15 protein-coding genes and 2 tRNA genes are annotated in these 14,096 nt (G+C 49.4%); all 17 read left to right on the top strand.

Annotation, left to right across the window (positions count from 1 at the left end; translation table 11 throughout):
- Positions 1–29 precede the first annotated feature (29 nt).
- The 17 genes from mioC to HLG76_RS13480 all read left to right on the top strand — a co-directional run bounded on the left by mioC (position 30) and on the right by HLG76_RS13480 (position 13,999).
- The gene (mioC, locus tag HLG76_RS13560; protein WP_077661258.1) at positions 30–482 is read left to right on the top strand and encodes an FMN-binding protein MioC; all 453 of its coding nucleotides are present in this window, start codon (positions 30–32) and stop codon (positions 480–482) included.
- A 392-nt stretch (positions 483–874) separates the two neighbouring features.
- Entirely contained in the window at positions 875–2,764 is a 1,890-nt protein-coding gene (mnmG, locus tag HLG76_RS13555) for a tRNA uridine-5-carboxymethylaminomethyl(34) synthesis enzyme MnmG (RefSeq protein ID WP_077576850.1), read from the top strand.
- 1 nt (position 2,765) lies between these two features.
- A complete protein-coding gene (gene rsmG, locus HLG76_RS13550; protein WP_077773537.1) occupies positions 2,766–3,392 on the top strand; it encodes a 16S rRNA (guanine(527)-N(7))-methyltransferase RsmG in 627 nt (208 codons plus the stop codon).
- 13 nt (positions 3,393–3,405) lie between these two features.
- Positions 3,406–4,203, top strand: a complete 798-nt coding sequence (locus HLG76_RS13545) for a ParA family protein (protein ID WP_025744729.1) — start codon at positions 3,406–3,408, stop codon at positions 4,201–4,203.
- An 8-nt stretch (positions 4,204–4,211) separates the two neighbouring features.
- Positions 4,212–5,102, top strand: a complete 891-nt coding sequence (locus tag HLG76_RS13540) for a ParB/RepB/Spo0J family partition protein (RefSeq protein WP_175993850.1) — start codon at positions 4,212–4,214, stop codon at positions 5,100–5,102.
- A 180-nt stretch (positions 5,103–5,282) separates the two neighbouring features.
- Positions 5,283–5,672 carry a F0F1 ATP synthase subunit I gene (locus HLG76_RS13535; RefSeq protein ID WP_077461786.1) on the top strand — a complete coding sequence of 130 codons (390 nt, stop codon included), beginning with the start codon at positions 5,283–5,285 and terminating at the stop codon, positions 5,670–5,672.
- Between the two features lie 8 nt (positions 5,673–5,680).
- The gene (atpB, locus tag HLG76_RS13530; protein WP_025744730.1) at positions 5,681–6,469 is read left to right on the top strand and encodes a F0F1 ATP synthase subunit A; all 789 of its coding nucleotides are present in this window, start codon (positions 5,681–5,683) and stop codon (positions 6,467–6,469) included.
- Positions 6,470–6,539: 70 nt separating this feature from the next.
- The gene (gene atpE / locus HLG76_RS13525; protein WP_025672872.1) at positions 6,540–6,791 is read left to right on the top strand and encodes a F0F1 ATP synthase subunit C; all 252 of its coding nucleotides are present in this window, start codon (positions 6,540–6,542) and stop codon (positions 6,789–6,791) included.
- A gap of 52 nt (positions 6,792–6,843) precedes the next feature.
- Positions 6,844–7,314 (top strand): F0F1 ATP synthase subunit B, encoded by a 471-nt coding sequence (atpF, locus tag HLG76_RS13520; protein WP_025744732.1) that lies wholly within the window; start codon positions 6,844–6,846, stop codon positions 7,312–7,314.
- A gap of 15 nt (positions 7,315–7,329) precedes the next feature.
- Positions 7,330–7,863 (top strand): F0F1 ATP synthase subunit delta, encoded by a 534-nt coding sequence (atpH, locus tag HLG76_RS13515; RefSeq protein WP_077677237.1) that lies wholly within the window; start codon positions 7,330–7,332, stop codon positions 7,861–7,863.
- Between the two features lie 16 nt (positions 7,864–7,879).
- Positions 7,880–9,421: a F0F1 ATP synthase subunit alpha gene (gene atpA, locus HLG76_RS13510; protein WP_077677238.1), complete on the top strand. Its 1,542-nt coding sequence runs from the start codon at positions 7,880–7,882 to the stop codon at positions 9,419–9,421.
- 47 nt (positions 9,422–9,468) lie between these two features.
- Complete coding sequence (gene atpG, locus HLG76_RS13505; RefSeq protein ID WP_025744734.1) at positions 9,469–10,335, top strand: F0F1 ATP synthase subunit gamma; 867 nt, start codon at positions 9,469–9,471, stop codon at positions 10,333–10,335.
- Between the two features lie 36 nt (positions 10,336–10,371).
- Positions 10,372–11,775: a F0F1 ATP synthase subunit beta gene (gene atpD, locus HLG76_RS13500; RefSeq protein ID WP_025744735.1), complete on the top strand. Its 1,404-nt coding sequence runs from the start codon at positions 10,372–10,374 to the stop codon at positions 11,773–11,775.
- A 19-nt stretch (positions 11,776–11,794) separates the two neighbouring features.
- Positions 11,795–12,217 carry a F0F1 ATP synthase subunit epsilon gene (locus HLG76_RS13495; protein WP_077661256.1) on the top strand — a complete coding sequence of 141 codons (423 nt, stop codon included), beginning with the start codon at positions 11,795–11,797 and terminating at the stop codon, positions 12,215–12,217.
- Between the two features lie 152 nt (positions 12,218–12,369).
- Positions 12,370–13,728: a bifunctional UDP-N-acetylglucosamine diphosphorylase/glucosamine-1-phosphate N-acetyltransferase GlmU gene (gene glmU, locus HLG76_RS13490; RefSeq protein WP_021022744.1), complete on the top strand. Its 1,359-nt coding sequence runs from the start codon at positions 12,370–12,372 to the stop codon at positions 13,726–13,728.
- Positions 13,729–13,845: 117 nt separating this feature from the next.
- A tRNA-Gln gene (locus tag HLG76_RS13485) sits at positions 13,846–13,920 on the top strand.
- Positions 13,921–13,922: 2 nt separating this feature from the next.
- Positions 13,923–13,999: transfer RNA gene (locus HLG76_RS13480), tRNA-Arg, on the top strand.
- Positions 14,000–14,096: the final 97 nt, after the last annotated feature.

Here is a 14,096-nt window from a genome sequence, read left to right as displayed (position 1 = left end):
GGCAAGAGACTCTTAATCGTGAGGATAATATGGCGAATATAACAATTATTACAGGCAGTACCTTGGGCGGCGCGGAATATGTTGGCGATCACCTATCAGATCAACTGCAGGCAAAGGGGTACCAAACGGCGGTTATCAATGAGGGGATCCTCGATGATGTATTGGGCGCCAGCACGCTCTTAGTCGTCACATCGACTCATGGCGCTGGCGACTTCCCTGAGAGCATCGCCCCTCTGATGGAACAGCTAATGACCGAACGTCCGATGCTACGTGCGTTGAAATACGGGGTGGTTGGCATTGGCGATTCTAGTTATGACACCTTTTGTGAAGCTGGCATGAAAGCAGACGCCCTATTACAAGATCTCGGGGCCGTCAAAATTGGCGAACGAATCGACATCGATATTCAAGCTCATCCGGTTCCGGAAGATGAAGCGGAACGCTGGTTAACCGATTGGGAGCCATTACTTCAGGCATCTAAGTGAACAATAATTAATCAAACAGACTGTGGATAACTAAGGAATAACCCAGTGATCTTCCTTTAGTTATCCATTTGATAGTTTTTCTTTCTGATCGCCCTGTGGATAAAAGGGCATTTTGATCCCAGGTGATACAGGATCCGATCCAAGGCCACCCACAGAAAGTGATCGTTCCAAGATCCTTGATCTCAATGATCTTTTACCGCTTATCCACTGAGATCCGCTTCCTTAGTAGTAGATCTAATAAAGGATCTATATAAAGATCTTATATATATAAAGCGAAAGCCTTAAGAAGATCAGGATCAAGGTTTGGTTCCTTGTTGAGAGAAAAAGCGCTAGAATGTCGCCCCTTTTGCTTAGTTCATGCGCAAACACTTAACCAGGTTGAGGCTTTAATCATGTTTTACCAGGATCACTTTGACGTCATCGTTGTGGGTGGTGGCCATGCTGGTACCGAGGCAGCACTAGCCGCCGCTCGAATGAATCAAAGAACGTTGTTATTAACCCATAATATCGACACTTTGGGACAAATGTCGTGTAACCCTGCAATTGGCGGGATCGGGAAAGGACACCTGGTAAAAGAAATTGATGCCTTAGGCGGCGCGATGGCGCAAGCTATCGACAAAGGCGGGATCCAGTTTAGAACCCTGAACGCGTCGAAAGGACCCGCAGTACGAGCAACACGAGCACAAGCTGATCGTGCGTTGTACAAGGCGGCGATCCGCCATACCCTGGAAAACACGCCACACCTATCCCTTTTCCAACAAGCCGTGGTGGATTTGATCGTCGATCAGGATCGCGTCACTGGGGTAGAAACAGAAATGGGACTGAAATTCAGCGCAACCACTGTGGTGTTGACTGTCGGTACCTTTTTAGGTGGAAAAATCCATATTGGTATGGATAACTACTCCGGAGGGCGCGCCGGAGATCCACCGTCGAACAAGCTCGCCGATCGCCTACGTGCATTGCCGTTTCGCGTCGATCGTTTAAAAACGGGAACGCCACCACGTATCGATGCGCGTTCAGTCGATTTCTCAGTGATGCAAACCCAACATGGTGATACACCACGTCCGGTCTTTTCGTTTATGGGCGATGTCAGTCAACATCCTCAACAAATGCCTTGCTATATCACGTATACCAATGAAAAAACCCATGACGTGATTCGAGAAAACTTATCTCGAAGCCCAATGTATGCTGGTGTCATTGAAGGGATTGGTCCACGTTATTGCCCATCGATTGAAGACAAAGTGATGCGCTTTGCCGACAAAGACAAACATCAGATCTTTGTTGAACCTGAAGGGCTAACCAGCAATGAGCTGTATCCAAATGGTATTTCCACCAGCTTACCGTTTGATGTGCAAATGGGGATCATTCAATCGATCAAAGGCTTTGAAAACGCCAAAGTGATCCGCCCAGGTTATGCGATCGAGTATGACTTTTTCGATCCCCGCGATCTTAAGCAAACACTAGAAACCAAATTTATTAGCGGGTTATTCTTTGCCGGACAAATCAACGGCACCACCGGCTATGAAGAAGCGGGGGCTCAAGGCTTGCTGGCAGGATGTAACGCGGCGCTGCAAGCACAAGGCAAAGACGGTTGGAGCCCGCGTCGCGACCAAGCGTATATGGGCGTATTGATTGATGATCTCTCTACCATGGGCACGCAAGAGCCCTACCGTATGTTTACGTCGCGTGCTGAGTATCGCCTATTGCTGCGTGAAGATAATGCGGATATGCGTTTGACGGAAAAAGGCCGTGAGCTCGGTTTGGTCGATGATACGCGCTGGGCGCGTTTTAACCAGAAAATGGAAAACATGGAGCAAGAGCGTCAACGGTTACGTGGCACATGGATCCATCCCCATTCTGACGATGTGGCAGCACTGAACGCGATGCTCAAAACACCGTTAACACGCGAAGCGAATGGCGAGGATCTCCTACGTCGTCCTGAGTTGCGGTATCGCGATATTGTGACATTACCAAGTTTTGAACCTGCTCATGCGGATCAGCAAGCCAGTGAACAGGTGGAAATTCAGGTGAAATATGCGGGGTATATTGACCGTCAGCAAGATGAAATTGCTAAATCACAACGTCATGAAAATACCGAATTACCCACTGATCTCGACTACGACCACATAAAAGGTTTATCGAACGAAGTGAAAGGTAAGCTCGCCGATGCGCGTCCTGAAACCGTGGGTAAAGCATCACGTATCTCTGGCGTTACGCCGGCGGCGATCTCCATTTTGCTTGTCCATTTGAAAAAGCAAGGCATGCTGAAAAAAGGGGCATAAAATGGAACAACAACTCGAATATGGGCTGGCGCAAGCTGGCCTTGTCCTGTCAGCACAACAGCAACAGCAGTTACTGGACTACGTGCGTCTGCTGCACAAATGGAATAAAGCTTACAATTTAACCTCGGTCCGTCATCCTGACGACATGGTGGTGAAACATATTCTTGATAGTCTCGTTGTCTCGCCCCACCTCAAAGGCCAACAGTTTATCGATGTCGGCACAGGACCGGGACTACCAGGCATCCCATTGGCCATTGCTAATCCGGACAAACAGTTCACCCTATTGGACAGTTTGGGTAAACGGATTCGTTTTATTCGCCAAGTTCTTCACGAACTTGGGCTGACAAATGTGACCCCGGTCCAAAGTCGGGTGGAAGACTTTACCCCTGAGCATGGATTTGATGCTGTACTCAGTCGCGCCTTTGCATCGATGAGCGACATGGTGAGCTGGTGTCACCACTTACCGCATGCGCAAGGATGCTTCTATGCGTTGAAAGGACAAGTGGACCAACAAGAAATTGATGCGCTTCCTACTGATTGTTCTGTGACCGATATCAAAGCTTTGAAGGTACCGGGATTGGAAGGGGCGCGTCATCTAGTAATCTTGAGAGCTAAGAGTAACGAGTAGAGGTCGAAAGCACGTGGGTAAAGTTATCGCGGTAGCAAACCAAAAGGGCGGCGTGGGTAAAACCACCACGAGTGTCAATCTCGCAGCATCACTGGCTGCCACCAATCGCAAGGTGCTACTGATCGATTTGGACCCACAAGGCAATGCGACCATGGCGAGCGGCATCGATAAGTACGATGTCCATGCAACGGCCTATGACCTACTCATTGAAGAAACACCGTTCGAACAAGTTGTGGTTGAAAATACGGCGGGAAGTTATCACCTTGTCGCTGCCAACGGTGATGTGACAGCAGCAGAAATAAAACTCATGGAAGTGTTCGCTCGAGAGGTTCGTCTACGCACGATGCTCGAGACTGTTGTTGACCGTTATGATTATATTTTTATTGACTGTCCCCCTTCCCTGAACCTTCTGACCATCAATGCGATGACTGCGGCTAATTCCGTTCTTGTCCCGATGCAATGTGAGTACTTTGCCCTGGAAGGACTGACTGCTTTAATGGATACCATTAGCAAGCTGGCAAGCGTGGTGAACGCCGACCTTCACGTTGAAGGTGTCTTGCGCACTATGTACGACCCAAGAAACCGATTAGCGACCGAAGTATCGGATCAGATCAAAAAACACTTCGGTGATAAGGTGTATCGTACAGTGATTCCCCGCAATGTGCGGCTCGCGGAAGCGCCAAGTCATGGCCGACCCGCCATGTACTACGACAAACTATCGAGCGGTGCTAAAGCCTACCTCGCCCTTGCGGGTGAAATTCTGCGTCGCGAAGAGCAAGCTCGCTCCTCGCCAGACGCTGTCAATGCCTGAGGAAAACAATGAATTCAGCGAAACGCGGGCTTGGAAAGGGCCTCGATGCCCTATTGGCGACCAGTGCACAGGCACAGTCTTCACAAACAGTGGCCCCTGAATCGACAGATACCAGCAATAGCGAATTACAACAGTTGTCGGTCACTATGCTGGAGCCGGGTCAGTATCAGCCGCGCCAAGGCATGGCTGAAGACGCACTGGAAGAACTGACGGAGTCAATTCGCGCTCAAGGTGTGATTCAACCTTTAGTCGTGCGTCAGATCGCGGCGGGACGCTATGAGATCATCGCCGGTGAACGTCGTTGGCGAGCCGCTAAACAAGCAGGATTAAAGCAAGTTCCTTGTTTGGTACGGGAAATGAGCAATAAGGTCGCGAGCGCGGTCGCTTTAATTGAAAACATTCAACGCGAAAACTTGAATGCAATGGAAGAAGCGCAGGCATTGGCGCGCTTAGTAGATGAATTTGAACTGACTCACCAACAGCTTGCTGAGTCACTGGGAAAGTCTCGGACCACTATTAGTAACCTACTTCGGTTAAATGGTTTGGAATCCGGGGTGCGGCAATTGCTGCTCAACAAACAACTCGAAATGGGCCACGCACGTGCCTTGCTGGCACTGGAAGGCGACGTACAAATTGATGCGGCTTTGACCGCGGTCAATAAGAAAATGACGGTTCGCCAAATAGAAAAACTGGTAAAAAAAATGCTTTCGCCACCAGTTGAAGCGAAAAAGCCTAAATTATCACCTGAAGTTGAAGCCCTTCAGCAACGCCTGGGCGATAAATTTGGCGTGAGTGTCGCTTTAACACAACAGAAAAACGGCAGTGGGAAATTAGTGATTAATTTCGAAGAATCTGAAAAGTTAGCGCAAATTCTTGCAATTTTCGACGAAGAAATGTGACTTATGCCAGTCGCTTTTTGTTACATAAAAGTGCTTACTGTGATCAGGTTACGCTGTTGTAAAATTTTCCCTGCTTTTTTACATTGATGCGATTGCATTAGTCGGGGCGAAACGTATAATTTTTGCTGTTTTCCCAGCACGGCAACAGTGCTAAGTGGAACGGAATCGAGGAACAAATACATGGTATCGACGCTCGCGCGGCCGGGTCGTGAAATCGCGACAAAATTGGTGCTTTTGCAGGCTGGCGTCGTATTAGCAACGGCAATCTTGATGGCACTTGCTATCAATGTCGACTGGGGAAAATCCGCGTTAATCGGTGGGGGTATCTTTGTGATAGCCAATGCTGTGTTTGCGTCGTGTGCTTTCCTCTTTAGTGGGGCAAGAGCTGCAAAATTTGTGGTCGCGTCCTTCTTTGGCGGTGAAGTCTTAAAAATTTCACTGACCGTCGTCTTGTTTGTCCTTGCTTACCTGTATGTCGAGGTGGAACTTGTTCCCCTCAAACTGGCCTATTTGCTGGCATTAGGGATTAATATCTTTGCGCCAGTTTTATTCATTAACAACAACAAATAGGATGAGTTATGGCTGCGTCAGGTGATGCGCTTACACCGTCTAGCTACATCACTCACCACCTGACACACTTGTCAAGCGGTGAGGGGTTTTGGGCGGTTCATATTGATAGCCTGTTTTTCTCTGTCCTCATCGGTATCGTCTTCTTAGGCATTTTCCGATCAGTGGCAAAGAAAGCATCGACAGGTGTCCCGGGTAAGCTTCAGTGTTTTGTCGAAATCTTGGTTGAATTCGTTGATGACAATGTCCGCGAAACCTTCCATGGACGCAATCCGCTGATCGCACCTTTGGCCCTGACTATCTTCGTCTGGATATTCCTGATGAATACGATGGACTTAATTCCTATCGATTTTCTTCCTTATCCGGCGGAACACTGGTTGGGTATTCCATATTTAAAAGTGGTTCCAACTGCAGACGTAAATATCACCCTTGCAATGGCGCTGGGCGTGTTCTTCTTGATGATTTTTTACAGCATCAAGATAAAGGGTATCGGTGGCTTTGCTAAAGAGCTAGCGTTACACCCGTTTAATCACCCGATCATGATTCCGTTCAACCTCCTGTTGGAGATAGTTTCGTTACTGGCGAAGCCTATTTCTCTTGGGATGCGTCTGTTCGGTAACATGTTTGCCGGTGAGGTGGTATTTATTCTTATCGCGGCGTTACTGCCGTGGTGGGCGCAATGGCTGGGTTCTGTGCCGTGGGCAATTTTCCACATTCTAGTCATTACGATTCAAGCCTTTGTCTTTATGATGTTGACCGTCGTGTATCTCTCGCAGGCGCACGAAGACTCAGATCATTGATGACATTTTTTAGAAAGCAATTTGTTAGTCATTATTGGCTTATAGCCGACAACGAAAACTGGAGATAGTGATGGAAACTTTATTGAGCTTTTCTGCAATTGCCGTGGGCATCATTGTAGGTCTTGCTTCCCTTGGTACTGCGATTGGTTTCGCCCTGCTGGGTGGTAAATTCCTTGAAGGTGCAGCACGTCAACCTGAGATGGCTCCTATGCTGCAAGTTAAGATGTTCATCATCGCGGGTCTTCTTGATGCGGTTCCAATGATCGGTATCGTAATTGCACTGCTGTTCACGTTCGCGAACCCATTCGTAGGTCAACTGTAAACTGGCTAATAGCTGAACAGACCCTTTAGCTTATGATTAAGGAGGCGCCGTTGTGAATATCAACGCAACTCTGCTAGGCCAGGCAATCGCGTTCACTATCTTTGTGTGGTTCTGCATGAAATATGTATGGCCACCATTGATGCAAGCGATTGAAGAGCGTCAGAAAAAAATCGCTGACGGTCTCGCGGCGGCTGATCGCGCCGCCAAAGACCTGGATTTAGCCCAGGCGAACGCTTCTGATCAATTGAAAGAAGCGAAGCGCAATGCAACTGACATTATCGAGCAGGCCAACAAACGCAAAGCACAAATCCTCGATGAGGCACGTGCCGAAGCGGCTGCTGAGCGCGACAATATCCTAAACCAGGGTAAGGCCGAGTTGGAAGCAGAGCGTAACCGTGCACGCGATGAGCTGCGTAAGCAAGTCGCATCGCTCGCTGTTATTGGTGCCGAGAAAATTATTGAGCGTTCTATTGACCAGAACGCGCATAAAGATCTTCTCGATAAAATCACTGCAGAACTGTAAGAAGGAGGGGCAGCAATGTCTGAACTGACAACACTCGCTCGCCCCTACGCGAAAGCAGCCTTTGATTTTGCGGTAGAAAAAGGCGAGTTAGTCCAATGGGCTGAAATGCTTGCCTTTACTGCTGAGATTGCCCGTGATGAGCGCGTAAAACATATGTTAGACGCGTCCTACTCTGCCGAGAAATTAGCAGATATTTTCATCACAGTGGGTGGCGATCAGCTCAACGATTTCGGCCAAAATTTGATTAAAATGATGGCGGAAAACAAGCGTCTAAAAGCGCTTCCTGAAGTTTGTGAACAGTTTCTCGCCATGCGCGCGGAATTGGAAAAAGAAGTTGATGTGCAAGTCACGTCAGCGACGGCTCTTTCCGAAGAGCAACAACAAGCCATCAGTGAAAAGCTAACGACGCGTTTTGAGCGCAAAGTAAAGCTGAACTGTAGTGTAGACGAAGCCCTGGTTGCCGGGGTTATTATTCGAGCTGGAGACTTGGTCATCGATAACTCAGTAAGTGGCCGTATGCGCCGCCTGAGCGATGCATTGCAGTCTTGATTTGGGGAATTGGAGCATGCAACTTAATTCCACGGAAATTAGCGATCTGATCAAACAACGCATCGAAAAATTCGACGTTGTGAGTGAAGCGCGTAACGAAGGTACCATCGTGTCAGTCAGCGACGGTATTATTCGTATCCATGGCCTTGCTGATGCGATGCAAGGGGAAATGATTGAACTGCCTGGTAACCGTTATGCGCTAGCATTAAACCTTGAGCGTGACTCTGTAGGTGCGGTTGTGATGGGTCCGTATTCGGACCTACAAGAAGGCATGAAAGTCACCGGTACTGGTCGCATTCTTGAAGTACCGACGGGTCCTGAACTGTTAGGTCGTGTGGTGAACACCTTGGGTGAGCCAATCGACGGTAAAGGACCGATCGAAACCGAAACCACTTCGCCTGTCGAAGTGATTGCGCCGGGCGTTATCGCTCGTCAATCGGTCGATCAACCTGTTCAAACCGGCTATAAAGCGGTTGACTCAATGATCCCTATCGGCCGAGGCCAGCGTGAGCTGATCATCGGTGACCGCCAAACCGGTAAAACAGCGTTGGCGATCGATGCGATCATTAACCAGAAAAACTCTGGTATCTACTCTATTTATGTCGCGATTGGTCAAAAAGCCTCAACCATTGCAAACGTAGTTCGCAAGCTGGAAGAGCATGATGCACTGAAAAACACCATCATCGTCGTATCATCGGCTTCTGAAGCGGCTGCTCTGCAATACCTGGCACCTTATGCAGGTTGTGCAATGGGCGAGTATTTCCGTGACCGCGGTGAAGATGCGCTGATTGTGTATGATGATTTGTCGAAGCAAGCCGTTGCTTATCGTCAGATTTCATTGCTATTGCGTCGCCCACCAGGCCGTGAAGCCTATCCAGGTGACGTTTTCTACTTGCACTCACGTCTTCTTGAGCGGGCTGCACGTGTAAACGCGCACTATGTCGAAGAGTTCACCAAAGGTGAAGTGAAAGGTAAAACCGGTTCATTAACCGCCTTGCCTATCATTGAAACCCAAGCGGGTGACGTGTCTGCATTCGTACCGACCAACGTTATCTCGATCACCGATGGTCAGATCTTCCTGCAAACTGAGCTGTTCAACGCCGGTATCCGTCCCGCGGTTGACCCAGGTATCTCGGTCTCTCGTGTCGGTGGCTCTGCGCAAACTAAGATCATGAAAAAACTGTCAGGCGGTATTCGTACAGCCTTGGCACAATATCGTGAGCTTGCTGCATTTGCTCAGTTCTCATCGGATCTGGATGACGCAACCAAGAAGCAATTGGATCACGGTCAGAAAGTGACCGAGCTGATGAAGCAGATGCAATATGCGCCAATGTCTGTCTTTGAGCAGGCCATGGTTATTTTTGCGGCTGAAAAAGGCTACTTGGAAGACGTTGAGCTGAACAAGATCGGTGACTTTGAGCACTCTCTGCTCGCCTTTGCGAAGGCGCAGTATGCCGACCTAGCTGCTCAGATTGATGAGTCTGGTGCTTACAACGATGACGTTGAAGCGCAGTTGAGAAAGCTGTTGGACGACTTCAAAGCGACCCAGACTTGGTAACATTGTAGGTGACCACTTAGGTGGTCACCCACTAACGGAGAGTAACTATGGCCGGCGCAAAAGAGATTCGTACTAAGATCGGAAGTGTGAAAAACACACAGAAGATCACTAAAGCGATGGAAATGGTGGCAGCCTCCAAAATGCGTAAAACGCAAGAAGCCATGGAGTCGTCACGTCCATATGCTGTCACTATGCGCAAAGTGATCGGTCATCTTGCACTGGGTAACTTGGAGTACCGTCATCCTTATTTGGAAGAGCGGGAAGCCAAGCGCGTTGGTTACATCATCATTTCTACTGACCGCGGATTGTGTGGTGGCTTGAACATTAACCTGTTCAAAAATGTCATCACAGATATGGAAAGCTGGACCCACAAAGGTGCTGAGATCGATATGGCATTGGTTGGGGCGAAAGCGACCGCTTTCTTTAACAATTACGGCGGAAATGTAGTCGCACAAACCTCTGGTTTGGGGGATACCCCCGTACTGGAAGACCTGATCGGTACGGTCGGGGTGATGCTGAAAAAATACAATGAAGGTGAGCTGGACCGCTTATATGTTGTTTTCAATAAATTTGAGAACACCATGGTGCAGACCCCAGTGATCGATCAATTGCTGCCTTTGCCCAAGTCAGACGACGAGGATATGCAGACTAGCCACGCTTGGGATTATATCTATGAGCCTGAGCCGAAGCCCTTGCTCGATACTTTGTTGGTTCGCTATGCCGAGTCACAAGTGTATCAAGGTGTGGTGGAAAACCTCGCCAGTGAGCAAGCGGCGCGTATGGTGGCGATGAAAGCTGCGACCGACAATGCAGGTAATCTGATTGATGATCTGCAGTTGGTGTACAACAAAGCCCGTCAGGCTGCGATCACCCAAGAGCTGTCAGAGATTGTTTCTGGCGCAAGTGCGGTGTAAAGGCAAAGGTTAACGAACTAGTTTAGAGGAATAACGATGGCTACAGGTAAGATCGTTCAGATCATCGGTGCGGTAGTCGACGTAGAGTTTCCACAAGACGCAGTGCCTAAGGTATATGATGCGTTGAATGTGAAACGTGAAGGCGAGCGTCTGGTGTTGGAAGTTCAGCAGCAGCTAGGTGGTGGCGTAATTCGTGCTATCGCTATGGGCTCATCTGATGGTCTGCGTCGTGGAATCGAAGTAGAAAACTCAGGGGCTGCAATCCAAGTCCCTGTTGGGGAAGCAACGCTAGGACGTATCGTCAACGTTCTGGGTGATGCAATTGATGAGCGTGGCGATCTTGGTGAAAAAGAGCGCTACTCGATTCACCGTGAAGCGCCAACTTACGAAGAACAATCGAATTCCACTGAGCTTTTGGAAACCGGTGTTAAGGTTATCGACCTTATCTGCCCGTTTGCGAAAGGCGGTAAAATCGGTTTGTTCGGTGGTGCGGGTGTTGGTAAAACCGTCAACATGATGGAGCTTATCAACAACATCGCACTGCAACACTCAGGTCTGTCTGTATTTGCTGGTGTAGGGGAGCGTACTCGTGAGGGTAACGACTTCTACTACGAAATGCAGGAAGCCGGTGTTGTTAATATCGAAAACCCTGAAGAGTCAAAAGTGGCCATGGTGTATGGTCAGATGAACGAGCCACCAGGTAACCGCCTGCGTGTCGCACTGACCGGTCTAACCATGGCGGAAAAATTCCGTGATGATGGCCGTGATGTTCTACTGTTCATCGACAACATCTATCGCTATACCCTTGCCGGTACTGAGGTATCTGCACTGTTGGGTCGTATGCCATCAGCAGTAGGTTATCAGCCAACGCTCGCTGAAGAGATGGGTGTATTGCAAGAGCGGATCACGTCTACCCGTACTGGTTCGATTACTTCCGTACAGGCGGTTTACGTGCCAGCGGATGACTTGACTGACCCGTCACCAGCCACCACCTTTGCCCACTTGGATGCAACGGTTGTATTGTCACGTAACATCGCGTCTATGGGTATGTACCCAGCGATCGACCCATTGGATTCGACATCACGTATGTTGGACCCCTTGGTGGTAGGTCAAGACCACTATGATATGGCACGTGGTGTGCAATCTGTGCTTCAGCGCTATAAAGAGCTGAAAGACATTATTGCTATTCTGGGTATGGATGAGCTATCTGAAGAAGATAAGCTAACGGTTGCACGTGCACGTAAGATTGAACGTTTCTTGACTCAACCTTACCACGTCGCTGAAGTGTTCACCGGCCAACCAGGTGTTTATGTTTCGCTGAAAGATACTATTGCAAGCTTCAAAGGCCTGCTCAGTGGCGAGTACGATGATATTCCAGAGCAGGCTTTCCTGTACTGCGGTAGCATCGACGAAGTACTCGAAAAAGCGAAAAACCTGTAAGGCTTGAGTAGGAGGCGATATGGCAGCGATAACCTTCCATCTGGATGTGGTCAGTGCAGAGCGACGATTGTTCTCTGGCCGTGCCGAGCATATTCAGGTGACCGGTAGCGAAGGTGAACTGGGTATTCACGCAGGACACACACCGCTGCTGACCGCTATCACGCCGGGCATGGTGCGTATCGTCAAGCAAGGCGGTAGCGAAGAGATCATTTATCTTTCTGGCGGCACGCTTGAAGTTCAGCCTAGTACAGTCACTGTACTGGCTGATACGGCAATTCGTGGTGAAGAGCTAGACCAAGCCAAGGCAGAAGAAGCGAAGCGTCGCGCTGAGGATAAAATCCATAATCAGCATAAAGACGTCGACTTTGCTCAAGCGGCCAGTGACCTGGCTAAAGCGGTTGCGAAGCTTCGAGTGATCGAGCTGACCAAACACAAGCGTTAATCAGGCACTTACGGTAAGAATATAAGCGACGCTTCGGCGTCGCTTTTTTTATGTGCCGCGTGACGTGATATCTGCTAGGTGCGTCTTACCACCAAAAAGCGTTACACTGAGCCTCATTATTTATTCAAATCAACCCTCATCACGGAAAGACTATGCAATACAGTGCGGTTATTCTCGCGGCCGGTAAGGGCACGCGCATGTATTCTCAAACCCCTAAAGTGCTTCACACATTGGCTGGTAAACCAATGGTTGAACATGTGATTGATACCTGCCATGGCCTCGGCGCTTCGCAAATTCATTTAGTGTATGGCCATGGTGGTGAAACCATGCAGCGTGTGTTAGCTCACTCGCCGGTGAATTGGTGCTTACAAGCCGAGCAGCTCGGGACAGGCCATGCAGTGCAACAAGCTGCGCCACATTTCGCCGATGATGAGCAAGTGTTGGTGCTCTATGGCGATGTGCCCTTAATTTCAGAGCAAACCTTAACGCGTTTGCTAGAAGGGCAGCCAGAGGGCGGGATTGGGCTGTTAACTGTGCATCAGGACGATCCAACCGGTTACGGTCGTATTGTGCGTGAAAAAGGGGAAGTGGTCGCGATTGTCGAGCAAAAAGATGCGACTGACAGTCAGCTTGCGATCACCGAAATTAACACCGGCGTATTGGTGGCAACAGGACGCGACCTACGTCATTGGTTGTCGCAGCTAGACAATAATAATGCCCAAGGCGAGTTTTACCTTACGGATGTGATTGCGCTGGCGCATCAACAAGGCCGGGCTATTCAAGCGGTTCACCCCGTCAATGCTGTCGAAGTCGAAGGCGTCAATAACCGCCTGCAGCTCTCTCGTCTTGAGCGTGAGTATCAAAAAATGCAAGCCGAGCAACTGCTACTGAGCGGCGTCATGCTTACCGATCCGGCGCGCTTTGATCTACGCGGCCAGTTGCAATGTGGCCGAGATGTCACCATTGATGCCAACGTCATCATCGAAGGCAGTGTGACCTTGGGTGATAACGTCACTATCGGGGCCGGAAGCGTACTGATTGATTGCGAGATTGATGACAACACCTTAATTCGCCCTTATAGCGTGGTGGAAGGTGCTAGCGTCGGGGAAGACTGCACGGTTGGGCCGTTTACGCGGCTACGTCCCGGCGCTGAAATGGCACGCAATGCCCATGTGGGCAACTTCGTGGAAATGAAAAAAAGCCAACTTGGCGAAGGCTCTAAAGCCAACCACCTGACGTATCTTGGTGATACTGAGGTGGGATGCGGCGTGAATATCGGCGCTGGCGTGATCACCTGTAATTACGATGGTGCCAATAAACATAAAACCGTGATTAAAGATAATGCCTTTATTGGATCGGACTCTCAGCTCGTCGCCCCGGTGGTGATTGGTGAAGGGGTCACCGTTGGCGCGGGCAGTACCATCAGTAAAGATGTCGCGGATGGTCAACTAATCATCACTCGCGCCAAACCAAGGACAATTGAGGCTTGGCAACGGCCGAAAAAAAAGTAGAATACTGACTATTGAGCGCGCACAGCGGCTTTTTAGCTTGATAGGCGAAAAGTTGTGCGGTTGGTAAAATCAGGTATTGACTCCCGATAAAAACCAGCCTATTATGCGCGCCTCAGTTGGGGTATCGCCAAGCGGTAAGGCAACGGGTTTTGATCTCGTCATTCCCAGGTTCGAATCCTGGTACCCCAGCCAACGCGTCCGTAGCTCAGCTGGATAGAGTACCTGGCTACGAACCAGGCGGTCGGAGGTTCGAATCCTCCCGGACGCGCCATCTTTCTTCAACTACCATGAAGTGAGATGAACAACTTGGAAAGCGGAAGTGGCGGAATTGGTAGACGCACCAGATTTAGGTTCTGGCGCCGCAAGGT

It is taken from the genome of Salinivibrio sp. EAGSL (assembly GCF_013366455.1).
GTDB lineage: Bacteria > Pseudomonadota > Gammaproteobacteria > Enterobacterales > Vibrionaceae > Salinivibrio > Salinivibrio costicola.
The sequence above is the reverse complement of the archived record's forward strand: the minus strand, read 5'-3'. Positions and strand labels throughout refer to the sequence as shown.

Excerpts from the sequence above, each read along its gene's own strand:
- rsmG (WP_077773537.1), top strand. The coding sequence starts at position 2,766 with ATGGAACAACAACTCGAATATGGGCTGGCGCAAGCTGGCCTTGTCCTG.
- HLG76_RS13495 (WP_077661256.1), top strand. The coding sequence starts at position 11,795 with ATGGCAGCGATAACCTTCCATCTGGATGTGGTCAGTGCAGAGCGACGA.
- glmU (WP_021022744.1), top strand. The coding sequence starts at position 12,370 with ATGCAATACAGTGCGGTTATTCTCGCGGCCGGTAAGGGCACGCGCATG.
- HLG76_RS13540 (WP_175993850.1), top strand. The coding sequence starts at position 4,212 with ATGAATTCAGCGAAACGCGGGCTTGGAAAGGGCCTCGATGCCCTATTG.
- atpB (WP_025744730.1), top strand. The coding sequence starts at position 5,681 with ATGGCTGCGTCAGGTGATGCGCTTACACCGTCTAGCTACATCACTCAC.
- atpA (WP_077677238.1), top strand. The coding sequence starts at position 7,880 with ATGCAACTTAATTCCACGGAAATTAGCGATCTGATCAAACAACGCATC.
- atpG (WP_025744734.1), top strand. The coding sequence starts at position 9,469 with ATGGCCGGCGCAAAAGAGATTCGTACTAAGATCGGAAGTGTGAAAAAC.
- atpH (WP_077677237.1), top strand. The coding sequence starts at position 7,330 with ATGTCTGAACTGACAACACTCGCTCGCCCCTACGCGAAAGCAGCCTTT.
- mnmG (WP_077576850.1), top strand. The coding sequence starts at position 875 with ATGTTTTACCAGGATCACTTTGACGTCATCGTTGTGGGTGGTGGCCAT.
- atpE (WP_025672872.1), top strand. The coding sequence starts at position 6,540 with ATGGAAACTTTATTGAGCTTTTCTGCAATTGCCGTGGGCATCATTGTA.
- mioC (WP_077661258.1), top strand. The coding sequence starts at position 30 with ATGGCGAATATAACAATTATTACAGGCAGTACCTTGGGCGGCGCGGAA.
- atpD (WP_025744735.1), top strand. The coding sequence starts at position 10,372 with ATGGCTACAGGTAAGATCGTTCAGATCATCGGTGCGGTAGTCGACGTA.
- HLG76_RS13535 (WP_077461786.1), top strand. The coding sequence starts at position 5,283 with ATGGTATCGACGCTCGCGCGGCCGGGTCGTGAAATCGCGACAAAATTG.